Source organism: Martinezella lusitana, assembly GCF_900094565.1.
In the GTDB taxonomy this organism is placed as follows: domain Bacteria; phylum Pseudomonadota; class Alphaproteobacteria; order Rhizobiales; family Rhizobiaceae; genus Rhizobium; species Rhizobium lusitanum.
Genome location: NZ_FMAF01000002.1, coordinates 374,728 through 396,926, shown reverse-complemented (window position 1 = coordinate 396,926; position 22,199 = coordinate 374,728). Strand labels below are relative to the sequence as shown.

Sequence of the window (22,199 nt, the reverse complement as noted above, 5' to 3'; positions counted from 1 at the left end):
CCTGATCAGCCGTGTCTTACAGCGCTTCTGAATCGGTTTCGCCCGTACGGATGCGCACGGCATGGTCAATCGAATAGACAAAGATCTTGCCGTCGCCGATCTGGCCGGTCTTGGCGGCCGACGCGATGGCCTCGACAGCCTTGTCGACGATTTCGGATGCGACCGCGACCTCGATCTTCAGCTTCGGCAGGAAGCTGACGGCATATTCGGTGCCGCGATAGATCTCGGTATGCCCCTTCTGGCGCCCGTAGCCTTTCACTTCGGTCACAGTCAGGCCCTGGATGCCGACAGCCGTGAGGGCCTCACGGACCTCATCGAGCTTGAACGGCTTGATAATGGCCATCACAATTTTCATCTGGTTTCCCATCCTTTGTTTACCCTCGGCATGGAGCCGACTCTCCTTGCCGCCGACGAATGTTTCAGCAGCGACTGTGGGTACACATTCAAGGGGCGTGCCAGATTCGTGACACAATTATAACATATTGAAATCTAACAGATTTATCGAATAAACCCAATAAAGCGGCAGTTCGCGGCGTGGCCTCTGCACAAATAAAGTGCATTTTTATAAATTTGCACCTTATTTAATCATTTGCCTTTTTACGAATCAGCCCCTCTTGCGCGACAGACGCAATCAAGACACCGGATCGCGTAAACAGGCTGCCGCGGGTGAACCCGCGCGCGCCGGAGGCGCTGGGGCTTTCCTGGCTGTAGAGCAGCCAGTCGTCGAGCTTGAACGGGCGGTGAAACCACATGGCATGGTCGAGGCTCGCAACCTGGATGCCCTGATCCAGAACCGATGTGCCATGCGCGTTGAGCGCGACGTCGAGCAAAGTCATATCCGAAAGATAAGCGAGCACGGCGTTCCGATAGAGCCGGTCGTCCGGCACGGGGCCGGTCAGGCGCACCCAGATATTCTGCCGCTGGCTCGGCTGCGAGCGGGAGAAATAGCCCTCGATCGATACCGGCCGGATCTCGACCGCCCGCTTACGCTCCCAATAGCGGCGCACGTTCTCGGGCGCATGGGCGAGATAGCGCTCCTTGACCTGCTCCTCATCCATCAGCTCTTCCGGCATAGGGACTTGCGGCATCTCGCCCTGGTGCTCGAAGCCGGGCTCGTCGAACTGGAAGGAGGCCGTCAACGCAAAGATCGCCTTGCCATGCTGCACGGCCAGCACGCGCCTTGTGTTGAAACTGGAACCGTCGCGCAGCCGATCGACCTGGTAGAGGATCGGAACCGCGGGATCGCCCGGAAGCATGAAATAGGCATGCAGGGAATGCACGAAGCGATCGTCCGCCACCGTCCTCTGCGCCGCCATCAGCGCCTGGCCTATGACCTGCCCTCCGAACACGCGCTGCCAGCCCACCTGCGGGCTGTTGCCGCGAAACAGGTTCATCTCGATCGTTTCCAGATCGAGCGTCGCAAGCACGGCTTCCATGGGGGTCGGCTTCTCGCTCTCTCGCGACATTTTGGTTGAACTCCGATGGTAGGAACCATGAACAGGATGCTCTATATAGAACAGGAAATGACAGTGGGACACAGGGAAGCGCTATGTTGGACATGCTGGTAGTGGGTGGCGGATATGTGGGTCTTGCCGCTGCGGTGGCCGTCAAGCAGGCAGCCCCCCATCTCGACGTCATGATCGTGGAAGCCGCTCCGGAAACCGCGTGGAAGAAGGACATGCGCGCCTCGGCGGTCATCGCTGCCGCCTCGAAGATGCTTGAAGTCCTGGGCGTCTGGGACGAGATCGCGCCGGAAGCAGAACCGATCACCCGCATGATCGTCACCGATTCGCGCACCAGCGATCCCGTGCGTCCCGTCTTCCTCACCTTTGACGGCGAAGTGGCCGAAGGCCAGCCTTTTGCCCACATGGTGCCGAACCTTGCCATGGTCGCCGCGCTGCGCCGCGCGTGCGAACGCCTCGACATCACCATCAGCCACGGCCTCAGCGCCACCGGATTCGTGACCGACGATGCCAAGGTCGCGCTGACCCTTTCGGACGGCAGCGTGCTGGAAACACGCCTGCTGGTCGCCTGCGACGGCGTACGCTCCAAGCTGCGCGACATGGCAGGCATCAAGACCGTCAACTGGGACTACGGCCAGTCCGGCATCGTCGTGACCGTCGAGCATGAGCGCCCGCATGGCGGCTGCGCCGAGGAGCATTTCCTGCCGTCGGGCCCCTTTGCCATCCTGCCGCTGAAGAACAACCGCTCCTCCCTCGTCTGGACCGAGCGCACCGCCGATGCCAACCGGCTGGTCGCCTCGGACGATCTCGTCTTCGAAGAGGAGCTGGAGCGCCGCTTCGGCCACAAGCTCGGTGCGCTGCACGCCGTCGGCGAGCGTCGTGCCTTTCCGCTCGGCCTGACGCTCGCCCGTGCCTTCGTCGCGCCGCGTTTCGCGCTCGCCGGCGACGCCGCCCATGGCATCCACCCGATCTCCGGCCAGGGCCTCAATCTTGGCTTCAAGGATGTGGCAGCCCTTGCCGAAACCGTCGTCGAAGCCGACCGCCTCGGCCTCGACATCGGCTCGATCAACATCCTCGAGCGCTACCAGACCTGGCGCCGCTTCGACACCTTCCGCATGGGGGTGACCACCGACGCCCTGAACCGGCTGTTTTCCAACGACATCACGCCATTGCGCGTCGCCCGCGATTTCGGGCTTGGGATCGTCGACCGGCTGCCGAGCCTGAAGTCCTTCTTCATGGGCCAGGCCGCCGGCACGGCCGCCAAGGACAATCCACGGCTGCTCGCCGGAGAGGCCATCTGAACGGCCGAAGCCGAAATCCCCATCGGCATGCCTTCCGTCGGCCCGAAGCGGGCACCTCGAGCACTTTAAGGGTGTAAAATCGCTTCCATGGACTGGAGAAAGACAGTTTGCCTCTTATTTAAGCAGGGAATTGGGAACCCGACGAGCGAAAGGACCATGCAATGGCAAAGAACACGATCTGCGTATGGTATGACAAAGACGCCGAGGCCGCTGCTCGCTTCTACGCCGAGACCTTTCCCGACAGCGCAGTCGGTGCCATCATCCGCGCACCCGGAAACTATCCAGACGGTAAGCAGGGAGACGTATTGGTCGTTGAATTCACGGTTGCCGGTATTCCTTGCATCGGCCTCAACGGCGGCACCGCGTTTACACACAGTGAAGCCTTCTCATTTCAGATCGCAACGGACGATCAGGAAGAAACCGACCGCTACTGGAACGCCATTGTCGGCAATGGTGGCCGCGAGAGCAACTGCGGCTGGTGCAAGGACAAATGGGGTGTATCCTGGCAGATCACGCCGCGCGTCCTGACTGAAGCGCTCGCGGCAGGAGGCGATCAGGCAAAGCGTGCCTTCGATGCGATGATGACCATGAACAAGATCGACGTCGGGGTGATCGAAGCAGCGCGGCGCGGCTGAGGCGCCATGGTGCGGACGTCAATCCTCGATGCGTCGCGCTTCCGAAATCAGCATGATCGGAATGCCGTCGCGGATCGGGTAGGCGAGACGCGCCTTTTCGGAGATCAGTTCGTTCTTTTCCCGATCGTAGCTGAGCCGCCCCTTGGTGAGCGGGCAGACGAGCAGTTCGAGCAGTTTCGGATCCACCTTGCTGACCGTGATATCCATCACACCACTCCTATTGCAGCATGGAATCGGTCTCGCCCGAGCCAGCAAGTACGATCTTGACGATCGCGATGAAGGTCTCGGCCCGGGTCTTCAGGTCAGGCGCCTCCAGAAGCGCCTGTTTCTCGGCGGGATCGAAGGGCGCCATCATCGCCAGTGAATTGACCAGCATCATGTTGCTCGCCCGCTCCACGCTTTCCCAATCCGCTTCCAGCTTGTTAGCGTCCAGATAGGCCCGGAAAACCGACAGCAGCTCGGCCCGATCGACGGTATCCTCCTCGTCGCGCGACTTGAGGTCGGAAATGAAGGGCGTGATGTGGAAGCTGCGATAGGGCTGGTGGCCGATGACTTCATCCATCAGCCGGAAGCGGCAGATCCCGGTCAAGGACGCAATATAGCGGCCATCGCCGGTTTCCGCGATCGAGGTGATGCGCCCAAGGCAGCCGACATGCGATAGATTGGAAGAGTCCGCCGGCTCGCCCAGCGCCGGCTGCACCATTCCAATCAACCGGTTTCCGGCGATGGCCGAGTCGAACATGGCGAGATAGCGCGGCTCGAAAATATTAAGCGGCAGCTGCGCGCCCGGCAGCAGCAAGGCACCAGACAAAGGAAAGACGACCACGGTTTCAGGCAGATCGCTCGGCTTCAGATATCTGGCATTTCCGACTTGCATGTTTTCCATCCCGCTAGATCACTGCGCCACGCGCCGCAGTGGGCCGCGCAGGAACGACACACAGTCGCGGCCGCGCCCCATCTCACGCCGCGCCAGTGAACAATGTGGCCCTATCTGCCGAAAACACAAGAGTATTTCGAGTCAAAACGGCGATACCTCCCGCTTCCCCTCCACCCACGACCACCGCCTGGCGAACTGTCGTAAGGGAGGTTTGGCGCAAGCATTGCACGCTCAGGAAAACAGGATCGATGAAAGTTTGCGGCGGGCAGCGATCGTTGCCGGATCCTTCGGGCCCCAGACGTCGAAGAACTCCAGCAACTGGCGGCGGGCGCCATCGTCGTCGAAGCTGCGGTCTCGGCGCATGATAAGAAGCAGATGTTCGGCCGCCTCCTCCCGCTTGCCTTCGACGTTACGGATCTTGGCGAGCTTGATGCGCTGCTCGTGATTGTCGGGATTGGTCGCCAGCTCATGCTCGATCGCGACGGGGTCGCCGAGCTTGCGGGCTTCGTCGATCTGGTCGAGCTTCTTCACCACGGCCTGTATGCCGGCATCGTTGGCAAGCGTCTCGGGCAGGTCCGCCAATGCTTCGCGCGCCCGCTGGCTCTGGCCGGCGGCGATCATGCATTCCGCCATGCCGGCGAGCGCCTTGGGGTTTTCCGGATCGGCCTGCAGCACCGCGCCGAACAGTTCGGCCGCCCCATTGACGTCGCCGGCTGCGAGCAGGCCGCCGGCTTCCTCGAGAACGGCCGCGATCTCGGCTGCCTGATCGTCGGCACCGCCCGCGGGACCGCCGAGACGATCGATGAACTGGCGGACCTGGCTTTCGGGAACCGCACCCATGAAACCATCGGCCGGACGGCCATCGACGAAGGCGATGACTGCCGGGATCGACTGGATGCCGAGCTGACCGGCGACGGACGGATGGTCGTCAATGTTCATCTTGACCAGCTTGACGCGGCCATTGGCCTCGTTGACGACCTTTTCGAGAACCGGCGTCAGCTGCTTGCACGGACCGCACCAGGGCGCCCAGAAATCGACGAGCACGGGCTGATTGCGCGACTCCTCGATGACATCCTTGGCGAAGGTCGCGGTCGTGGTGTCCTTGATCGGCGAAGTCCCGGATGCCGCTGGCGCAGCCCCGTAGGAAGCCGAGGCCGACATCTGTCCGCCGAAGGAAGCGTTGTAGGGATTGTTCGGACCGCTCATGAGTATCTCCCGCCTGCCGGCATCCTGAACTTTGGAAGCATGATCCTCATGCAAGCCGACCGGCTTTGCATGGCATCGCGCTCGATGAAATAGCCTAAGCGATCGGACAATTCGAAGAGAAGTCGGATCGCTCTGATCTTAGCGCTAAAATCGTACGTTAGCCCGTCACTTTCAAGACTAGCGGCACATGACCCGTTGCTTCCATGAAACGCAAGAGATCGGCGCTGGCAATCGACGTCGTCGCATCGTTCGACAAGGGATGGCAATTGACGATGTCATGCGCCATCAGATCGGCATCGAGGACGAAGGTGACATTCTTTTCGGTATCGTTGATCGCGCCGAACGCCGTCACCGAGCCGGGAACAACGCCCAAATATTCCATCAGCTTTTCCGGTTTGCCAAAGGAGACCTTGCTGGCGGCGCCGATCAGCGTATGCACCGTCTTCAGATCGACCGTCGCGTTTTCCTCGACGGTCAACAGGAAGAAATTGTCCTTCTTGTCCTTCACGAACAGGTTCTTCGTATGGCCGCCGGGAATCTCGTCGCGCAGCGACACCGATTCGGCGACGGTGAAGACCGGGGCATGATCCTTGGTGCTGTGGACAATGCCGAGACTATCCAGGAAGAGGAAAAGATCGTCGCGGTCTTTCGGGCTGGTCTCGGTCATGGCGTCTCGCAATGGAAATGGTTCCGCCCCTGATACGTCGCCCACAATTCCATTGCAATCTTCCAGACGACGAAGAGCGGCGTTTCCGGGCTTTCCGGCAGCTACCGAAAAGAACCCGCAATTTTTCTTCGCCAACTCGTCATTTCCTTGTTGCATTTGAAAAACGGTTAGGCCATATAGCGCCCGTCGCCGCAAGACGACGCCCAGCGGTCCAACACACTACCCCGGACCACTGCGGAGATGAGCGGGTGTAGCTCAGGGGTAGAGCACAACCTTGCCAAGGTTGGGGTCGAGGGTTCGAATCCCTTCGCCCGCTCCAGTTTCTCTTTTGTCTATACGAAGACATAGATAACGGTTGTCCCCTGAGACAGGGGTGACGACCTCGTGCCGAACCGGTTGTCGATGGTTTGCAAAGTCCGCCGTTCCAAATCGATATAGCCCAGATCATTAATGCCTGATCGCAGCCGCGGCTCCAAACCCTGCCGTTCGCGCGTCGAATTGACAATATCCGTAACCGTCGGCCTTCGAGCGAACGGCCCGGTTCGGCGGGTAACGGAACGATGAACTGCGCGTATAAGCCGGCAGCCGGCTGCGCGCCGTGCCTCGCGCAGCGACATAGAGACGTTCAATAGGATGTCACGGCCTCGCCCGCCCCGAGACGGCTCCCTTCCCTGTCGAAGAGATGGATCGTCGGCCGGTTCGGCGAAACGTGCAGCAGGTCCCCGGGCTTCGCCTTGATCCTTTCCCGGAACACGCAACTGATGGTCTGTTCACCCAGCTTGGCCACGACGAGCGTTTCCGATCCCGTAGGCTCGACCACCACGATCGAGACAGGCACACCCGCCGGATCGAGCCGGATATCTTCGGGGCGAATCCCATACGTCACCGCCTCCGCCATCGTTCTGTCGCTTGGCAAGACCACGCCGTCTGCCGTCCGGAATCCCTCGGGCGTCATGGTTCCGTTGATGAAGTTCATCGCCGGCGAGCCGATGAAACCCGCAACGAAGAGGTTGCCCGGCCGGTCGTAGAGGTCGAGCGGGGATCCGGATTGCTCGACGCGGCCATCCTTCATGACAACGATCTTGTCGGCCATCGTCATCGCCTCGATCTGGTCATGGGTGACATAGATGGTGGTGGTTCTCAGGCGCTGATGAAGCTCCTTGATTTCCGAGCGCATTTGAACCCTCAGCTTGGCATCGAGATTGGACAAGGGCTCGTCGAACAGAAACACGGCGGGATCGCGAACAATGGCGCGCCCCATCGCGACGCGCTGGCGCTGTCCGCCCGAAAGCTGCTTCGGATATCGTTCCAGGAGGCTTTCCAGCCCCAGGATCCGTGCGGCATTGCCGACACGAGCGGCAATATCGGCTCTCGGCATCCGCTTCAGCCGCAGCGAAAATCCCATGTTCTGAGCCACGGTCATATGCGGATAGAGCGCATAGTTCTGGAAGACCATGGCGATGTCCCGGTCCTTCGGTGCCAGTTCGTTGACGACGTGCTTGCCGATATGGATCTCCCCCGACGTGATACCTTCCAGGCCGGCGATCATGCGCAGGAGCGTCGACTTCCCGCAGCCGGACGGTCCGACGAGGACGACGAACTCGCCGTCCTTTATGTCGACGGACACCCCTTTGATCGCCTTGAACGCTCCATAGTCCTTACGCGCATTGTTGACCAAGACATGTGCCATTGCCATTCATCCTCCCGGGTTGCAGGCGATTAGAGAGCGCCGATCACGCCTCGCAGATAAGCGAGGCCCTGCCGCTCCCCCTCCCTGCGGGCTTCGAGATCCTTGCCCGGCCAGCCATAAGCGGCATCCTCATGTTCGATGGAGAGCGTTCCATCGAAGTTCGCGGCGCGCGCCTGACGCAGGAACCGCGGCCAGTCGAGCACGCCCTTGCCGGGCAGCTTGTATTGCCACCATCCCTTGCAATGGTAACCGACGGCCTGCTGCGCGGCCGCATCGATCGCCGTGTCCTTGGCATGCAGGATGACAACCCGATCCAGGACCTCCTCCAGGGCCTTGTATGGGTCGATCCCGATGCGGATCAGATGCGACGGATCGAATTCGAGGCCGAAGCGGCGATCGGGAATTCTGTCGAAAAGCTCCCTCCAGCCACTTGGCGTCGTGCCGACGAAATTGTCGTGCGGACCCGGCCAGTTCTCAATCGCGAATATGAGCCCGCTCGATCGCGTCGCCGCGATCAGCCCGTTGGCGTGTTCCGCAAAGGCATCATAGTTTTCGGCGTCGCTTGCCGTATCGTCGCGCCCCGGAAAGATCACGAATATCGGAACGCCCGCCTCGCCGATCGCCTGTGCAAACTCCGCAGTCATGGCATGCAGCTCAGCCCGTTTCGATGGGTCGGGATCGAGCTGGTTGCCGAAATAGGCCACGGATGAGACGAAGAGATTGCGGCCGCGCGCCAGCGCGACGGCCGCGGCCACTTTCTCCGGCGATTGTATATGGCCTCTGACATCGATCTCGATCGCATCGAAGCCCGCGGCCGCCGCAAAGTCGACAACCTCCTCCAAAGGCCGATCATTGAATGTTGATGTGTAAAAGCCGATCTTCATCGAAATCCTCCCTAATGATCTTGAATGGTCCTAGGCGGTCAGACGGTCCATGAACTTGAGCGGCGAACGGGTGCGCTGCGCGGGATTTGCCGAAGCAAGCATCAGCGCTGTGGCCATTGGCATTGCCGCGGCTCCCAATGCCGACGCATCCTCCCCCAGCGAGGCGCGGTGGATCGAGGGCAGATTGGCGTCCGATCGATGCAGATGTTCGTGTACGTAACGCAGCAATTCATCGACCATGCGGATTGGCAGCCTGCCTCCGACCAGGACAGCATCCGGATCGACGATCGCGCCGATATGCTTGACGGCGACGGCAAGATGAACGCTCATCTCCATCAGCCACTGCGAGACCAGCCGCCGCCCGTCGGAATCGAGGGCAACGAGATCCTGTGGCGTGCGGGCCCGCACACCGTGCTTTTCCAGAAAATCGTAGAGAAAAAACAGCGAGAAAATCTGACCCAGAAGCTGCACCCGGGTGGCGCTGCTATGGGTGGAATCGACGATCGGCAACCAGCCGATCTCTCCGCTCAGACCCATCGCGCCCCGATGGCCGTTGCCGTCCAGAACGAGGCCGCCGCCGGGGCAGGCGTTGATGGCGATGTAGAAGAAACTGCTGCTCTCCGCACCAAGTCCGTATTCCAACTCGGCGAGCGCTGCGGCATTGGCCTCGTTTTCGATGAAAACCGGATGCGGCGTCAATCCTTCCAGCGCGGCGCGTACGTCGAACGCCGTCCATTCCTCGTATTCCGGCGGCTTTCCAAGCAGCGAGATTTCGCCGAGCCAATCGGGCATGGCCAGACCGATCCCGGCCAAGCGAGCCTCGTCGATGAGCCGGCTCCGCTGGAAATGGGAGATGGCATCGGCCGTGAGCTGCATGAATTCGCTAGGGAGGATGAAACGTTTCTCATAATGGACGCGCGCCCGAACGTTGCCCACCGCATCGACGGCAAGGATGGTCAGATGATCACGATCGATGTTGACGCCGATCGCAAAATAGGCGTCGGGATTGATCTCCAGCTCGATGGCCGGCTGGCCCCTGAGGCCGTGCCGCCTGCGCGCCTCGATAATCAGGCCCTCATCCAGCAACCGATCGACGATCCGGGCGATGGCGGGCTTGGTGAAGCCGGTCTGGCGGGCAATTTCGGCGCGCGAAATCGGTGCCTGGCGGTGAATGCAGCGAAGCACGACGGCCCGGTTGTGCTCGCCGGCGTCCCCGACATTTGCGCCGGATAGGTTGAGAAAGATGTTCCCGTCGTCGGTCTGCGTCATGTTTGAATATTCCCTCGTCCGAAATCCTTACTCAATCCGTTAGGGCAGTTCGGCTCGTCACGAAATCTCAAAACTGCTCCTTGTTGTTTCCAATCTCGCACGGAGAACCGCTCAAGCGCTTTTCCTGGAATGCCTTCAGTCAGCATCATCAGCCCTTTACCGCCCCGCTGGTCATCGCCCCAAGGATCAGCCGCTGCAGTGACAGGAAGGCGATGATCGCGGGTACAACGGAGATCAGGCAGGCCGCCGCCAGCAACTGCACGGAGGAATCGGTTTGCATTCCCTTGAAATTGAAGATTCCGACGCCGATCGGCATCAGATTGTTCTGCGTGAGAAGCAGAAACGGCACGAGGAATTGCGACCACCCCGCGATGACGGTGATGATGAAGACCGATGCGATCCCCGGTGCCGACAGCGGCAGAATGATGCGCCAGAAAACCGAGAAACTGTTGCAGCCATCGATCATCGCCGCTTCGTCGAGGCTGCGCGGTATCCTGTCCACCGCATTCTTCAACAACCATGTCGCCACCGGCACGCCGAGCGCGACATAGACCATGACAACGGCGAAATGCGTGTCGAGCAGGCCGAGCCGGTTCATATAGCGATAGAGAGGAACCATGATCACAAGCGGCGAGATCATCTGGAACATCAACAGCCCCATCATCGACAGGCCCTTGCCGCGGAACTGGAAGCGGGAAAAGGCATAGGCAGCCGGAAGCGCGACGATCAGAACGCCGAGGCCGCTTAAGGCCGCAAGCTTCAGGCCATTCCAGAGATAAAGTTGGAAATAGCTGTTGTTCAGCACGGTCACGAAATTCTCGAAGGTCGGATTGTTCGGGATGTACCTCGCAACGCCGCGATAGATTTCCCGACGGTCACGCATCGCCATCGACAGCAGGTAGGAAAGCGGTCCGGCAAAGAAGACGAACATCACCAGCATGAAGAGATAGCTGATGACATCGCCGAGACGGCTGCCCGTTCTGACACTCATTGCTGTTCCTCCTTGGGCAGAAACGATGCGTAGACAAGGGCGAGGCCGAGACTGATGAACAGCATCAGCACCGAAAGCACGCTGCCCCCGGACAGATCATAATTCCTGAAGACGATGTTGAAGACGTAGAGCGAGATGACTTCCGTTGCCCGTCCAGGCCCGCCGCCTGTCAGCGTGATGATGGCATCGAAGGTGTTGACCGTCATGATGGTGATGAGGATCATGTTGACGAGAATGGCCGAACGCAGCTGCGGCAAGGTCACGAATATGAACCGTTGCCACCCTGTCGCGCCATCGACTTCCGCAGCCTCGTAGAGCGAGGGATCGATGGCCTTCAACGCCGCATACATGACCACCATGGAGAATGCCGTGCCGCGCCAGATGTTGGACAAGAGCGCCGACCAGGGCGCTATCGCCGGATCGGACAACCAGGCGACGGCGGGCAGATGCATGAGACGCAGGATGCTGTTGAGGGCGCCATAAGGCGCCTCGGAAAACAGCATCTGCCAGATGATGCCGCCGGCAATCCCCGGCACGACCCAGGCGACCAGCGCTGTCGTCCGGAGGATGGCGGTGCCGAACAGGCCGCGGTGTTCGCCGCGAACGACGACCACTGCGACTGCAAGGCCGAGAACCTGCTGCCCTACGATGCTGCCGCCGACAAAGACGAGGGTCGCCCAGAGAATGTCGGGAAGCTGCGGGGAGCTCAGGGTGTTGACGACGGAGTCCAGCGTGTATTGCTGGCTGTCGCCGATAAGGGTGGCATTGGTCAGCGACAGGCGGAAGATGTCGAACACCGGATAGAGATAAAACAGGCCGATGACGATGATTGCCGGCATCATCCACGGCAGCGGCGCACCGGCAAAGCGACGCGCGAACGATCTGCTGGGAGACGGACTTGCTGCCTCAATTGCGATGGGACTCATGAGCTTCTCTATCCGCGTTTTGATGGCGATTGACGACGCCCAAGGAGACATCGCCGCGGCTGGATCGGCTCGAACCATCACCGGGTCGCAGAGCCGATCCCTTCATCAAACAATCCCGGTCGGAAAGCCGCATTGCGCTTTCGTCCGAATTGCTTCGGCTAGAGACGCTTGTAAGCCTCCATTGTCGCCTTGAAGGCACCATCGAGCGCTTCTTCCGGCTGCTTGGTGCCGGAAAGGACATCCCCCATCATGATCTGGATCTGATTGGAGATCTCGGGATAGATCGGCACACCAGGGCGCGCTTGCCCGTCGGCCAATGCCTGCGAGAAGGTCTTGTTCGCATCCGTGGCGAAGACCGGATATTTATCGAATAGCGACTTCCTGGTCGGAAGCTGTTGCTGCAATGCGTTTGCCGGGCCCATATAGACGTCACGAGCAAGATTGGCGCACATCTCCACCTTGCCCTTGTCCTTGCTGAAGGCGGCAATCGTCCAGCCGCCGGTACCGGTAGAGCGGTGATCCGCGGTCGGGCCGGGGATCGGCGAGAACGTCCAGTTGTTGAAATCGGCCTCGTCCAGCGTTGCCTTTAGCTGCGCATATTGCCAGTTGCCGCCGATGAAGAGCGCAGTCGTGCCCGCAGCGGCGGCAGCGTTCAGATCATCATAGTTGGCAATGGTGGTCACCCGTTTCGGCGCAGCACCGGAAGCGACGAGATCCTTGTAGTAATTTAGAGCTTTGAGAAATTTCTGCTTGTTCTCCCCCTCGCCGAACACAGGCTTGCCGCTGTCATCCACCAGCTTGCCGCCAAGGGCCCAGTAGTTCGCAAGCCAATCGAAAGTGGCTCCCTCGTAGCGGCCGCCGTTGAAAAGGACGCCTTCCATTCCCTGCTTGACGGAGGAGAGCGCCGCTGTCTTCAGGCCGTCCCAGGTCTGCGGCGCATCGGGAACGATAGACTTGTTGCGATAGAGCACGCGAAGATCCGTATCCCACCACCAGGCGCGGATCGTTCCGTCCTTGTCGAGGATACCGGTGCGGACGAAGGGGAAGAGGTCGGCGACTTCATCCTTTGAGAAATACGGCGTGAAATCGGCGAGGACGTGATTGACCATGAACTGCGACAGGACGAAGGAATCGACCGCAGCGCAATCCGGCGCATTCCCGGCCTTGGCCTGCTCGAGCATTTTCGCCTGCTCGGTGCCGATGTCTGTCGACATGAACTGCAGCTGCAGCTTCCAGTCCGGATGCTTCTTGATAAAATCGACGAACAGCTTCCGATAGCCGTCGGCAATCGCCGGGTCGGCATTGTTCGGGCTATCGTTCGTCAGACGGACGACGAGCGTCTTGGGTGCATCGGCAAGGCCGATCCGGTCTTTCGTCGCCAATTCCTGTGCGAAGACGGCATGCACTGACAACAACGCTGAACCCAGCGCAAGCGCGCTGACGGTTGCTCTGATCATGATGGGTCTCCTCCCCATTGTGAATGGATGCAGCCTGGTGGTCGGTTGACCTCTCCTCATTTCCATGCTGCATTAAATAGATTAAGTTACTTTGATTTGATGTCAAGGATTTGATGTCGAGCCGTGGGATGGAGGATCGAAGGATGGCGGCTTTCAACACGAGCTGAAGGGACGAATGCCCTTTCCCAGATAGCGAAACACGCAACCGCGGATGCTGCGGTCGCGACGGAGATGTTGTTCCTCCGGCTACGACGATAGCCGGCTGTTAGATCCAGGAGGACATTATGCGTTTGCTCATTCTCGGCACCGGCGGCATGGCCAACCAGCATGCCACAAGATTCAAGGAAATTGACGGTGTCAGCGTCGTGGGAGGTGTCGACATAGACCCCGAACGTCTCGCGGCATTTTGCTCGCAGCACGGCATTCCCAATCATTTCGGCTCGCTGGAGGAAGCCTTGGCGTGGGGAGAATTCGATGCCGTCGCCAACGTAACGCCGGACCGCATTCACCATCCGACGACCCTGCAGGCGATCGCCGCCGGCAAGCACGTCTTCTGCGAAAAGCCGCTGGCAACGGATGCCGTCAAAGCCATGGAGATGGCCGACGCGATGGAGCGTTCGGGCAAGGTCGGCATGGTCAACTTCACCTACCGCAATTCACCGGCCCTGCAGAAGGGACGCCAGATGGTACTGGCGGGAGAAATCGGCGAAGTCCGGCATGTCGAAGCCTCGCATCTGCAAAGCTGGCTGGTCGGCCGGCACTGGGGCGACTGGAAGACGGAAAGCAAATGGCTGTGGCGATTGAGCAAGAAGCATGGCTCGAACGGTGCGCTCGGCGACATCGGCATCCACATTGTCGATTTCACGTCCTACGGCTCCGGGCTCGACGTGGCGCATGTCTTCGCCCGGCTGAAGACATTCAACAAGGCCCCGGGTAACAAGATCGGTGAATATGATCTCGACGCGAACGACAGCTTCACCATGAACGTCGATTTCAGCAGTGGCGCAATCGGCACGATCCAGGCGACACGGACGGCTGCCGGCCAGATGGACCAGCTACGGCTGCGCGTCTACGGCGAGACCGGCTCGATCGAGATCATATACGATACCGGCAAATCGACGTTGCGCGCCTGCCTTGGAGACGATGTTCACACGGCGACATGGCGCGACGTCGCGTTCGACCCGGTCGAGACCAACTATCAGCGTTTCGTCCAGGCCGTGCGGGCGGGCAAGACCCAGGAGCCGTCCTTCCGGCGCGCAGCCAATATCCAGAAGGTTCTCGACCAAGCGATCGCCTCCGATCTCAGCCATGCGGACAAGGCGCTTGCCTGACATCGCCGACCAAGCTTGTAACCACCGGAGCGTGATGGTCTTTTGTTCGAATGGTCGCCACGCTCCGGTTCTTCAATTTCGCATGCCCTAGCCTGCCGCCGGCGGCGGCAGCAATGTATCGAGGAAGGGCAAAAGGGCGGCGCCCAGTGCAATACCGCCGCCACTGAAACTTGCGGGTTTCATCGGCGAAATCCAGGGGGTCAGAAACGGGCGGACGGTGGTATCCCGGCGTTCGATCGACAGTTGATGAATGAGGGATTCGATGAGGCCGCGCGGCAAATCCCCTCCGATCATGATCGTGCTGGGCGCAATGAAGCCGGCAATGGCGAGGATCGGGTCGAGGAGATGGCCGGCCGCGCTGCGAACCCATTTGTCGAGCGCCGGCGATCTCGGCAGTTCGCGTCCCTCGCGCGTGCGTTCGAAGTCCTCTTGGCTCAACACCGCCCTCAAGGCGCCGAAACCGACAGCGCCATTGAGGGGAACGTTGTCGGCGCCGGTGTGCATTTCGCCGATGCTGCCGGCTCTGCCGTGAACGCCTGAAAAGGGTATTCCGCGGATGAGGTAGCCAGCCTGGACATCTTCATCGATGATGATCATCGCCAGCGCGTCCAGCGGCACGGCATTGCCCATCGTGCGCTCCGCAAGCAGGGCGGCCGTGCATTCGTTCTCGACGAATATGCGCGGCAGCGTCACCATGGCGGCAAGCCGGTCGGTCTGCTCGTCGGTCCAGCCATTCGCGGCAATGCCGAGCCCGACGATCCGCAAGGATTTGGCTTCGCCTTGCATGAGATCGTCAACGGCGGTCTTTGCGGTATCGACGGCCGTGTCCATCACGCTGAATGTCCGGCGCTCGTGCACCTGGCCGCTAAGATCGATCAGGACGATTTCGCCGTGCGACGGGCGCAGGCGGATGCCTATCGAAAAAGCCCCTTCCGGCCGCAAGGCGAACTCGGAGGACGACGCGCCTCCAACATGATGATTGCGCCTGTTGGAGCTGATCAGGCCATCATCAGCGAGTCTGCGCAATATGTTGGTGATTCCCGGACCGCTCAGTCCGCAATGCTGCCCAAGCTCGAGCCGCGTCAGAGGACCGTGACGCCTTATCGCTTCCAGGATGACGCGGATGTTTCGGTCGGCAATTTCGCCGGAACGCAGACCGACCGTCTTACCGCGTTTGATGTCCGTGAGGGGAACCTGTGCCCGCCGCGGCCCTGTCCTCAGATACCGCATAACCGCCTTCCGATAATCCTTTAACGCTTGTGGACCAAGCGGAAATCACTGGCAACTCATTTGTGTCGGAACGGCCTGTCCTATCCAGAGTTTGCATGGGCCAGACCTCAGTAAGACACGGCCCGCAATGCGCGTCACGGCCGGTATCTCACCTATTCGTTCGTCCTATTTGGCGATACGAGTCTAGCCGCGCCGTCAGGCTGTTCTGGCTCCGGGTTCGAATGTCACGGTGCCCGCCGAACCGCGCCGTGCCTCGTTGGCGGCAAACAAGAGATCGACGCGCACGGTGCCGGTGAACCAGCTCGCCGGACACTTGCCGGAGGGGCTGCTACCGTTTCTGGTGATTTCCATGGTTCATTCCTTTCGGCTTCCTATTCTGCGAGAACATAGGTGCGCCCATTCAGCAGGATTAGAGCAAAATCCCGCAAAGACTTATGGGCTGTAGACATGAATTGCATGCCTCCGCAGCCATAATCTGTGCTAGAATACCCTCGCACTTATGCGAGAGGTCCATGAATGCTTCGCGAAAACGTTAACGATCTGCTCGCCTTCCTCGTCGTCGCGCGTGAGCGAAGCTTTACGAAAGCGGCAGCAAAGCTCGGCATATCGCAGTCTGGCCTAAGCCACACCATTCGCGGCCTCGAAGAGCGCCTCGGACTTCGGCTGCTGACACGCACGACACGCAGCGTTGCGCCGACGCCCGAAGGCGAGCGTCTGCTGACGACGATCGGTCCGCGTTTCGAAGAGATCGAAGGTGAACTGATCGCGCTGACCGATCTCAGGGAGAAGCCGGCCGGCACCATTCGCATCACTGCCGAAGATTTCGCGATCGACCATGTCCTGTGGCCGAAGCTTCGCAAGGTCCTGCACAATTATCCGGATATCAAGGTCGAGTTCGTCATCGACTATGGCCTGACCGACATCGTCGCGGAACGTTTCGACGCAGGTGTACGCCTTGGCGAGATCGTGTCGCAGGCCATGATCGCCGTCCGTATCAGCCCGGAACAGCGCATGATCGTCATCGGCTCCCCGGACTACCTCGAGCGAAATCCGGCCCCAGTGACGCCACAGGAGCTGCCTAGGCATAATTGCATCAATCTCAGGCTGCCGACTCGTGGCGGTCTCTACGCCTGGGAGTTCGAGAAGGACGGCGAGGAGCTGCGGGTGCGGGTCGACGGCCAGCTGACCTGCAACGGCATCACGCAGATCCTGACGATGGCGGTTGACGGCTATGGGCTGGGATTCGTTCCGGAGGGTCTGGCAAAGCCGGAAATCGACGCCGGACGCGTGGTTCAGGTTCTGGGCGATTGGTGCCCGTACTATCCGGGATATCACCTCTATTACCCCAGCCGACGGCAGTCGTCAGCGGCATTTAATGTCGTCGTGGATGCGCTGCGGGACCGGGGGTAGCAACCCGGCTTCCTGTCTCGATCGCGCCCGCCCCAACTTGATGGAAACAGGCGCCGCGAGCCTATTGTGCCCTCAGCTTTCCCGCTTTTCGGACACGTCCCTGGCGATAGGAACGGCCGAAAAGACGTTCGGCCAACCGGCGTAGAAGGCCAGATGCGTCAGCAGCTCGGACGCCTGTTCCCTTGTCAGCCCGGCATCCATGGCCCGGTTGAGATGGTAGGTAATCTGCGCCACCTGGCCGCAGGAGATCAGCGACGTGACGGTGATGAGGCTGCGGTCGCGGGGAGCGAGGCCAGGCCGCAGCCAGACATCCTTGAACAACAGAGTGTTTGTATATTGAACGACGCCTTGCGAGACCGGCCCGACGTTCTGCTCCACGCTCGCAGCGCGTTGAGCATCCGCCACCTCGTTCAGCGGCAGAGGGGTTGGCGACACTTCGGGTAGCTGCTCCGCGCCGATGCCGCGGGCGGCAAAGACGTCCTTGGCGACGGCGACAGCCGTGATGGCATTGGCCCAGCCGGAATAGAAGGCGAGGTGTGTGATGATCTCCGAGAGTTCCGCGGACGTCACGCCATTGTCGAGCGCCAGATTGAAGTGGTAGGGCATCTCGATCGGCTGATTTCGGGCAATCAGCGCCGCCACCGTCACGACGCTGCGATCACGAGGCGAGAGACCCGGACGCTTCCAGAGGTCGCCGAGCAGTGCGTCTTGCGTGTATTTTGCAAGCGCAGGCGAGACGGCCTGGACATCACCCATCGTGATGGGTGCGGAGGCGAGCCCTTTCCTGTCGTCCTCGGCCAAGGCTGGCGTTGATGCGGCCAGCGTCATTGACAGGGCAGTCGCGGTAAGCTTGTTCATATCCTTATCCTTTTCGACAGCGAGACTGGGCCGAAACGTTCGGCACCCATGCTGACAGATGGGTGCCGACATCTCAGGGATTAGATGTCCGTTGCTGATAGGGCTTATGGGCCTGGCACATGAGCGGCCCCGGCATCGCAGAGGACACGATGCTCTCGCAACCGACGACGTTGATCATGAGGGCAGCGCGTCAAATCCCGACACGCTTCATATGTTCCTCCGGATACCGCGCACCTTGGATCTCGATGTTCGCGGCTTCGATCTCGTTCAAGTCTTCCATCGTCAGATGCACGTCGATTGCGCCGACGTTTTCCTCGAATCTCTCGAGCTTTCTCGTCCCGAAGAGCGGCACGATCCAGGGCTTCCGCGCAAGCAGCCAGGCAAGCGCCACCTGGGCTGGCGTGGCGCCATGGCGACCACCGATGCGCCCAATAAGATCGATAAGCTTCCGATTCGCCTCCCTTGCTTCGGGGGCGAAGCGAGGAATACTGTTACGCATGTCCGACTTGTCGAAGGAGGTATCGACATCGATCTTGCCGGTGAGGAATCCCTTACCCAACGGGCTGAAGGGGACGAGGCCGATGCCCAACTCTTCAAGCGCTGGAAGTATCTCGGCCTCCGGCTCGCGGGTCCAAAGCGAATATTCGCTCTGCAGGGCCGCGACGGGCTGGACGGCGTGGGCACAGCGTATGGAATTCGCCCCAGCCTCGGATAGACCGAACCAACGGACCTTACCCTGCGCGATGAGATCCTTCACGACACCAGCCACATCCTCCATCGGTACGTCGGGGTCGACCCGATGCTGATAGAGGAGGTCGATATGGTCCGTTCGCAGCCGCCGGAGGCTGCCTTCGATCGCCCTTCGTATGTGATCCGGCCTGCTGTTGACATTGCCGCTATTGACGCCCGTATCCGGATCGACGTCCCAACCGAACTTCGTGGCGATCTTGACCTGATCGCGAAGAGGCTCGAGAGCCTCGCCGACCATCTCCTCATTCGTAAACGGACCGTAGACTTCGGCGGTGTCGAAGAAGTCCATGCCCCTTTCGACGGCCGTCCGCAGGAGCTTGATCATGTCGTCTCGGTCAGGCAGTTCTCGAGCCGCTCCATATCCCATGGCGCCCAGGGAAAGTGCCGAGACTTCGAGGCCCTGGCCCAGCGTGCGTTTTTGCATGTCGGTATTCTCCTTTAATCGCGCGGCGTGATCTTGACGGTCGCTGCACGCGCACGCTCCCCGATCATGGGAGCCAGATAAGTGCTCTTCGAATATTTGGTGCGATAGGCATCATCGATCTTGTCGTTGATCTCGCCCTTTGCGGCCTCGAACAGAACCTCGATCACCATGCCGGCCGCAGTGATCCGGCCTGCCTTCTGGTGGATTGCTGCCTGATACCACCGAGATCTCGCGCCGCTATATCCGCGAACATAGAGGCCGCCCTCAACAGCGACCGACCAGATCCATGTTGGCGTGCCATAGGTCGCGCCGTCATCTCTGAACGGCGATATATGCAGATCGTCCGTTTCGGCGATTTGCTTGAGCCTTTCCTTCTCCCATGCCATACGGCATTTCTCCTGGCCTGCCGGCCTGCAATTTTGTCCGGTGACAGACATCATCTAGAGAATTGCCGTCTGCCGACTATTGGCCTATTTCTGCTAGGACTTATGTGCCCGATTCATCAATGTGCTGAAGATGAGAGAGGCATCATGCATTTCTTCACGTGCCGTCGCCGTAAAGGGATTGGAATCCCTGGCTCACTTCGATTTCGGAAGATCCCAAGCCCAGCCCGACCATCGTCCACAGCGGCGGTACCATGTCTGCGCCCGGCCCATCGCCTTTCGCCAACGGGGAACCATCGGCCGGGGATAGGAGCCAACGGCTATCTCGCCTGGTGCTGTAACCGCAGACATGCTTCGCCCCTTGCCGATCGTCCCTTGAGCCACTAGGGGATGCGGGTCTCAAATCAGTCTCAATTGACGTTCAGGTCTGCACCTCGAATTGACGGACAGAACGCGGTATTGCTCGCATGAAAAGAAAGACGCCCCTGCTGATCGCGATGCTGGCGCTTCTGCCTGTGCCCGCCCTTGCCCATCCGCATATCTTCATCGATGCCAAGTTCGAGGTCGTGGCGGCGCCCGACGGCTCCATCAGCGAGCTGCGCAACGTCTGGAGCTTCGACGAGGTGTTTTCCTCCTCGGTCCTCATGGATTACGACAAGGCTGGCAACCAGACGCTCAGCGCGAGCGAACTTAAGGCCGTCGGCAAGACGGTCCGGGATTCGCTTGCGCAGTACGGCTATTATACGAACGTCACCAGCAACGGCAAAGCGGTGCCGATGGCCAAGCCCGACGTGATCCAGGCAGACTACAAGGACGGCTCGCTGAGCCTTACCTTTTCATTGAAGCCCGAGCAGAAGACCTTTCTCAAGGGTACCACGATCTTCGGGATTTATGACAAGACGCTCTACACGGCGGTCGATTTCGCCACCGACAACGATATAGCGACGTCCGGAGCAGCCTTCGGCCGCTGCAAAAGCAAGGTTGTGAGGCCCAACCCCAAGGAAGTCATGGCGGAGAACCAGGCAGCCCTCACCAGCATGTTCTTCAGTGATCCGAAGGGCACGGACTACTCGCTGCTCGTGGCAACGAGGCTGGAAGTTCAGTGCTGATGCTGCGCGAGGGCCTGCCCCCGGCCTGACGCCATCACCTTAATCAGGCGAGCCGGCATCGATTCGCGCCGAACCTTCGATGCCTCGGGATAGCGAGATATAGCGGCGGGCGATGATCCAGCAGCCGAGCGCCCAGGTCGCCCCGGCACACCAGCCGCCGAGAACATCGGTCGGATAGTGCACGCCGAGATAGACCCGGCTCGCGCCGATCATCAATGTCAGCAGGATGCCGACCGCGATGGTGAAGATGCGCGTCGAGCGATAGCGTCGCGTACCGGAAATGAGCACTGCAAGCGTCAGATAGGTAACCGCCGATACCATCGCATGGCCGCTCGGGAAGCTTAGATCATGAACCTCGACCAGATGCGGCACGATATCCGGCCGCGACCGCGCAACGCCGAGCTTCAACGTCGTGCTCAGCGCCCATCCGCCAAGCACCGAGGCTAATACGAGGATGGCAACGGCGCGCTGCCGGTCGAGCAACAGATAGACCGTCACCAGGACCGTCATCATCATGAGGACAGTGATGCCGCCGAGACTTGTGATGTCCTTGACCGCATGGGTCAGCCAGCTCGGTCCTATGGGAATAGACAGGTCACCAGGCTGGCGAAGCGCCAGCAAGATCGCCTCGTCAAACCCCCTTGTACTTCCCTCAAGAACCTCGCCCGTCAGAGAGACGAACAGAAGAACTCCGCCCGAAAGGGCGGCGAACATCACGAGCAGCAGGGGCTCAAAGCGGCTCAACCATCCCATTATGCCTGGTTTGCGAAACCGTTGATCGTTCATGCCGTATCGCCTGCCTGTCGCATTTTCACGTTGCCTCTTCCATATCTGGAAAGAAATCTATCTTCGGCCCAAGCTCCGCACCAATCGAAAAGCCTCGGCTTGCACAACCGTGACGCACCGAAAGCCGGTCGTCCTGAAAACGTCCGGACCGGAGTTCTTTCCGAAACGGGACGATGGCTATCTAGGGATAAAATCGGCAGGTTCCAACCGCGGGGAAAAAACAATCACGCCACGTTTGGCGCCAGGGCGTTTCAGGTTCATGACATGTTGCGCCTCTATTCTCGTCCGCGCGCTCTACAATCGCCGACGGTAACAGGGGATTTATTCGTTCATGACGAGGTGCATCTCGATTGCCCGCAAGGGAACACGACAACAGCGCCAAGACCGGTTCGCGGCCAAGGATCGAGATTCCCGGTGGCAAGCAATGAAACCTCATGAGCGCCGCGACCCATCTTCCACAAACGATGCAAAACGTTTCGGCCGTCATCCTGGCACAATGATTGCCGCAAAAATTTTTGCTATTTTCGGAACGTTGAGCTGTGATAATAGTCC

At 60.1% G+C, this 22,199-nt stretch carries 22 protein-coding genes, 1 tRNA gene and 1 pseudogene; 6 read left to right on the top strand and 18 right to left on the bottom strand.

Features of this window, described 5'->3' with window-relative positions; all coding sequences use genetic code 11:
* Positions 1–16: 16 nt before the first annotated feature.
* The gene (locus tag GA0061101_RS05105) at positions 17–367 is read right to left on the bottom strand and encodes a P-II family nitrogen regulator (RefSeq protein WP_034509110.1); all 351 of its coding nucleotides are present in this window, start codon (positions 365–367) and stop codon (positions 17–19) included.
* Between the two features lie 214 nt (positions 368–581).
* Complete coding sequence (gene tesB / locus GA0061101_RS05100) at positions 582–1,466, bottom strand: acyl-CoA thioesterase II (protein ID WP_092573162.1); 885 nt, start codon at positions 1,464–1,466, stop codon at positions 582–584.
* An 83-nt stretch (positions 1,467–1,549) separates the two neighbouring features.
* Here tesB and GA0061101_RS05095 point away from each other — a divergent pair, with 83 nt between their 5' ends.
* Together GA0061101_RS05095 and GA0061101_RS05090 are read left to right on the top strand one after the other, a co-directional pair.
* Positions 1,550–2,764: a ubiquinone biosynthesis hydroxylase gene (locus GA0061101_RS05095; RefSeq protein ID WP_047637755.1), complete on the top strand. Its 1,215-nt coding sequence runs from the start codon at positions 1,550–1,552 to the stop codon at positions 2,762–2,764.
* A 161-nt stretch (positions 2,765–2,925) separates the two neighbouring features.
* Positions 2,926–3,399 carry a VOC family protein gene (locus tag GA0061101_RS05090; protein ID WP_037196903.1) on the top strand — a complete coding sequence of 158 codons (474 nt, stop codon included), beginning with the start codon at positions 2,926–2,928 and terminating at the stop codon, positions 3,397–3,399.
* 18 nt (positions 3,400–3,417) lie between these two features.
* Here the strand turns inward: GA0061101_RS05090 and GA0061101_RS05085 are convergent, their stop codons facing one another.
* The 4 genes from GA0061101_RS05085 to GA0061101_RS05070 form a co-directional block, all read right to left on the bottom strand.
* Positions 3,418–3,606, bottom strand: coding sequence for a Trm112 family protein (locus tag GA0061101_RS05085; protein WP_037196904.1), 189 nt, complete (start codon positions 3,604–3,606; stop codon positions 3,418–3,420).
* 10 nt (positions 3,607–3,616) lie between these two features.
* Entirely contained in the window at positions 3,617–4,276 is a 660-nt protein-coding gene (locus GA0061101_RS05080) for an LON peptidase substrate-binding domain-containing protein (RefSeq protein ID WP_037196905.1), read from the bottom strand.
* A 231-nt stretch (positions 4,277–4,507) separates the two neighbouring features.
* On the bottom strand, positions 4,508–5,482 hold the full coding sequence (gene trxA / locus GA0061101_RS05075; protein ID WP_037196907.1) for a thioredoxin: 975 nt from the start codon (positions 5,480–5,482) through the stop codon (positions 4,508–4,510).
* A 157-nt stretch (positions 5,483–5,639) separates the two neighbouring features.
* A complete protein-coding gene (locus GA0061101_RS05070; RefSeq protein WP_037196908.1) occupies positions 5,640–6,149 on the bottom strand; it encodes a prolyl-tRNA synthetase associated domain-containing protein in 510 nt (169 codons plus the stop codon).
* Positions 6,150–6,393: 244 nt separating this feature from the next.
* On the opposite strand from GA0061101_RS05070, the gene GA0061101_RS05065 reads away from it, so the two are divergent.
* Positions 6,394–6,468, top strand: a tRNA-Gly gene (locus GA0061101_RS05065).
* A 306-nt stretch (positions 6,469–6,774) separates the two neighbouring features.
* On the opposite strand, the gene GA0061101_RS05055 is transcribed toward GA0061101_RS05065, so the two are convergent.
* From GA0061101_RS05055 to GA0061101_RS05030, 6 genes are all read right to left on the bottom strand, one after another.
* Complete coding sequence (locus GA0061101_RS05055; RefSeq protein ID WP_092573160.1) at positions 6,775–7,839, bottom strand: ABC transporter ATP-binding protein; 1,065 nt, start codon at positions 7,837–7,839, stop codon at positions 6,775–6,777.
* 29 nt (positions 7,840–7,868) lie between these two features.
* Positions 7,869–8,723, bottom strand: coding sequence for a sugar phosphate isomerase/epimerase family protein (locus GA0061101_RS05050; protein ID WP_037196125.1), 855 nt, complete (start codon positions 8,721–8,723; stop codon positions 7,869–7,871).
* Between the two features lie 30 nt (positions 8,724–8,753).
* Positions 8,754–9,992, bottom strand: a complete 1,239-nt coding sequence (locus GA0061101_RS05045; RefSeq protein WP_037196124.1) for an ROK family transcriptional regulator — start codon at positions 9,990–9,992, stop codon at positions 8,754–8,756.
* A 148-nt stretch (positions 9,993–10,140) separates the two neighbouring features.
* On the bottom strand, positions 10,141–10,983 hold the full coding sequence (locus tag GA0061101_RS05040; RefSeq protein WP_047553751.1) for a carbohydrate ABC transporter permease: 843 nt from the start codon (positions 10,981–10,983) through the stop codon (positions 10,141–10,143).
* The gene (locus GA0061101_RS05035; RefSeq protein WP_092573159.1) at positions 10,980–11,909 is read right to left on the bottom strand and encodes a carbohydrate ABC transporter permease; all 930 of its coding nucleotides are present in this window, start codon (positions 11,907–11,909) and stop codon (positions 10,980–10,982) included. The genes GA0061101_RS05040 and GA0061101_RS05035 overlap by 4 nt, the downstream gene beginning before the upstream one ends.
* Positions 11,910–12,067: 158 nt before the next feature.
* Positions 12,068–13,366, bottom strand: a complete 1,299-nt coding sequence (locus tag GA0061101_RS05030; protein WP_092573158.1) for an extracellular solute-binding protein — start codon at positions 13,364–13,366, stop codon at positions 12,068–12,070.
* Positions 13,367–13,650: 284 nt separating this feature from the next.
* On the opposite strand from GA0061101_RS05030, the gene GA0061101_RS05025 reads away from it, so the two are divergent.
* The gene (locus tag GA0061101_RS05025) at positions 13,651–14,697 is read left to right on the top strand and encodes a Gfo/Idh/MocA family protein (RefSeq protein ID WP_047553760.1); all 1,047 of its coding nucleotides are present in this window, start codon (positions 13,651–13,653) and stop codon (positions 14,695–14,697) included.
* Positions 14,698–14,784: 87 nt separating this feature from the next.
* Here GA0061101_RS05025 and GA0061101_RS05020 read toward each other — a convergent pair whose 3' ends face one another.
* Positions 14,785–15,927 (bottom strand): ROK family transcriptional regulator, encoded by a 1,143-nt coding sequence (locus GA0061101_RS05020; RefSeq protein WP_092573157.1) that lies wholly within the window; start codon positions 15,925–15,927, stop codon positions 14,785–14,787.
* A gap of 198 nt (positions 15,928–16,125) precedes the next feature.
* Positions 16,126–16,278 (bottom strand): annotated as a pseudogene (locus GA0061101_RS05015) ((R)-mandelonitrile lyase); the annotation flags it as partial.
* Positions 16,279–16,443: 165 nt separating this feature from the next.
* Between GA0061101_RS05015 and GA0061101_RS05010 the strand changes: the two are divergent.
* A complete protein-coding gene (locus tag GA0061101_RS05010; RefSeq protein WP_037196112.1) occupies positions 16,444–17,337 on the top strand; it encodes a LysR family transcriptional regulator in 894 nt (297 codons plus the stop codon).
* A 72-nt stretch (positions 17,338–17,409) separates the two neighbouring features.
* On the opposite strand, the gene GA0061101_RS05005 is transcribed toward GA0061101_RS05010, so the two are convergent.
* The 3 genes from GA0061101_RS05005 to GA0061101_RS04995 all read right to left on the bottom strand — a co-directional run bounded on the left by GA0061101_RS05005 (position 17,410) and on the right by GA0061101_RS04995 (position 19,755).
* Positions 17,410–18,195, bottom strand: coding sequence for a carboxymuconolactone decarboxylase family protein (locus GA0061101_RS05005; protein ID WP_092573156.1), 786 nt, complete (start codon positions 18,193–18,195; stop codon positions 17,410–17,412).
* A gap of 190 nt (positions 18,196–18,385) precedes the next feature.
* On the bottom strand, positions 18,386–19,369 hold the full coding sequence (locus tag GA0061101_RS05000; RefSeq protein ID WP_092573155.1) for an aldo/keto reductase: 984 nt from the start codon (positions 19,367–19,369) through the stop codon (positions 18,386–18,388).
* Positions 19,370–19,383: 14 nt separating this feature from the next.
* Positions 19,384–19,755 carry a DUF2255 family protein gene (locus GA0061101_RS04995; RefSeq protein WP_037196109.1) on the bottom strand — a complete coding sequence of 124 codons (372 nt, stop codon included), beginning with the start codon at positions 19,753–19,755 and terminating at the stop codon, positions 19,384–19,386.
* A gap of 464 nt (positions 19,756–20,219) precedes the next feature.
* On the opposite strand from GA0061101_RS04995, the gene GA0061101_RS04990 reads away from it, so the two are divergent.
* Complete coding sequence (locus GA0061101_RS04990; protein ID WP_092573154.1) at positions 20,220–20,861, top strand: DUF1007 family protein; 642 nt, start codon at positions 20,220–20,222, stop codon at positions 20,859–20,861.
* 39 nt (positions 20,862–20,900) lie between these two features.
* Here GA0061101_RS04990 and GA0061101_RS04985 read toward each other — a convergent pair whose 3' ends face one another.
* Positions 20,901–21,647, bottom strand: coding sequence for a phosphatase PAP2 family protein (locus tag GA0061101_RS04985; protein WP_092573153.1), 747 nt, complete (start codon positions 21,645–21,647; stop codon positions 20,901–20,903).
* Positions 21,648–22,199: the final 552 nt, after the last annotated feature.

What these genes read in the sequence shown, in the direction of transcription:
- GA0061101_RS05105 (WP_034509110.1), bottom strand. Translation starts at nt 367, where the DNA reads ATGGGAAACCAGATGAAAATTGTGATGGCCATTATCAAGCCGTTCAAG.
- tesB (WP_092573162.1), bottom strand. Translation starts at nt 1,466, where the DNA reads ATGTCGCGAGAGAGCGAGAAGCCGACCCCCATGGAAGCCGTGCTTGCG.
- GA0061101_RS05095 (WP_047637755.1), top strand. Translation starts at nt 1,550, where the DNA reads ATGTTGGACATGCTGGTAGTGGGTGGCGGATATGTGGGTCTTGCCGCT.
- GA0061101_RS05090 (WP_037196903.1), top strand. Translation starts at nt 2,926, where the DNA reads ATGGCAAAGAACACGATCTGCGTATGGTATGACAAAGACGCCGAGGCC.
- GA0061101_RS05085 (WP_037196904.1), bottom strand. Translation starts at nt 3,606, where the DNA reads ATGGATATCACGGTCAGCAAGGTGGATCCGAAACTGCTCGAACTGCTC.
- GA0061101_RS05080 (WP_037196905.1), bottom strand. Translation starts at nt 4,276, where the DNA reads ATGCAAGTCGGAAATGCCAGATATCTGAAGCCGAGCGATCTGCCTGAA.
- trxA (WP_037196907.1), bottom strand. Translation starts at nt 5,482, where the DNA reads ATGAGCGGTCCGAACAATCCCTACAACGCTTCCTTCGGCGGACAGATG.
- GA0061101_RS05070 (WP_037196908.1), bottom strand. Translation starts at nt 6,149, where the DNA reads ATGACCGAGACCAGCCCGAAAGACCGCGACGATCTTTTCCTCTTCCTG.
- GA0061101_RS05055 (WP_092573160.1), bottom strand. Translation starts at nt 7,839, where the DNA reads ATGGCACATGTCTTGGTCAACAATGCGCGTAAGGACTATGGAGCGTTC.
- GA0061101_RS05050 (WP_037196125.1), bottom strand. Translation starts at nt 8,723, where the DNA reads ATGAAGATCGGCTTTTACACATCAACATTCAATGATCGGCCTTTGGAG.
- GA0061101_RS05045 (WP_037196124.1), bottom strand. Translation starts at nt 9,992, where the DNA reads ATGACGCAGACCGACGACGGGAACATCTTTCTCAACCTATCCGGCGCA.
- GA0061101_RS05040 (WP_047553751.1), bottom strand. Translation starts at nt 10,983, where the DNA reads ATGAGTGTCAGAACGGGCAGCCGTCTCGGCGATGTCATCAGCTATCTC.
- GA0061101_RS05035 (WP_092573159.1), bottom strand. Translation starts at nt 11,909, where the DNA reads ATGAGTCCCATCGCAATTGAGGCAGCAAGTCCGTCTCCCAGCAGATCG.
- GA0061101_RS05030 (WP_092573158.1), bottom strand. Translation starts at nt 13,366, where the DNA reads ATGATCAGAGCAACCGTCAGCGCGCTTGCGCTGGGTTCAGCGTTGTTG.
- GA0061101_RS05025 (WP_047553760.1), top strand. Translation starts at nt 13,651, where the DNA reads ATGCGTTTGCTCATTCTCGGCACCGGCGGCATGGCCAACCAGCATGCC.
- GA0061101_RS05020 (WP_092573157.1), bottom strand. Translation starts at nt 15,927, where the DNA reads ATGCGGTATCTGAGGACAGGGCCGCGGCGGGCACAGGTTCCCCTCACG.
- GA0061101_RS05010 (WP_037196112.1), top strand. Translation starts at nt 16,444, where the DNA reads ATGCTTCGCGAAAACGTTAACGATCTGCTCGCCTTCCTCGTCGTCGCG.
- GA0061101_RS05005 (WP_092573156.1), bottom strand. Translation starts at nt 18,195, where the DNA reads ATGAACAAGCTTACCGCGACTGCCCTGTCAATGACGCTGGCCGCATCA.
- GA0061101_RS05000 (WP_092573155.1), bottom strand. Translation starts at nt 19,369, where the DNA reads ATGCAAAAACGCACGCTGGGCCAGGGCCTCGAAGTCTCGGCACTTTCC.
- GA0061101_RS04995 (WP_037196109.1), bottom strand. Translation starts at nt 19,755, where the DNA reads ATGGCATGGGAGAAGGAAAGGCTCAAGCAAATCGCCGAAACGGACGAT.
- GA0061101_RS04990 (WP_092573154.1), top strand. Translation starts at nt 20,220, where the DNA reads ATGAAAAGAAAGACGCCCCTGCTGATCGCGATGCTGGCGCTTCTGCCT.
- GA0061101_RS04985 (WP_092573153.1), bottom strand. Translation starts at nt 21,647, where the DNA reads ATGAACGATCAACGGTTTCGCAAACCAGGCATAATGGGATGGTTGAGC.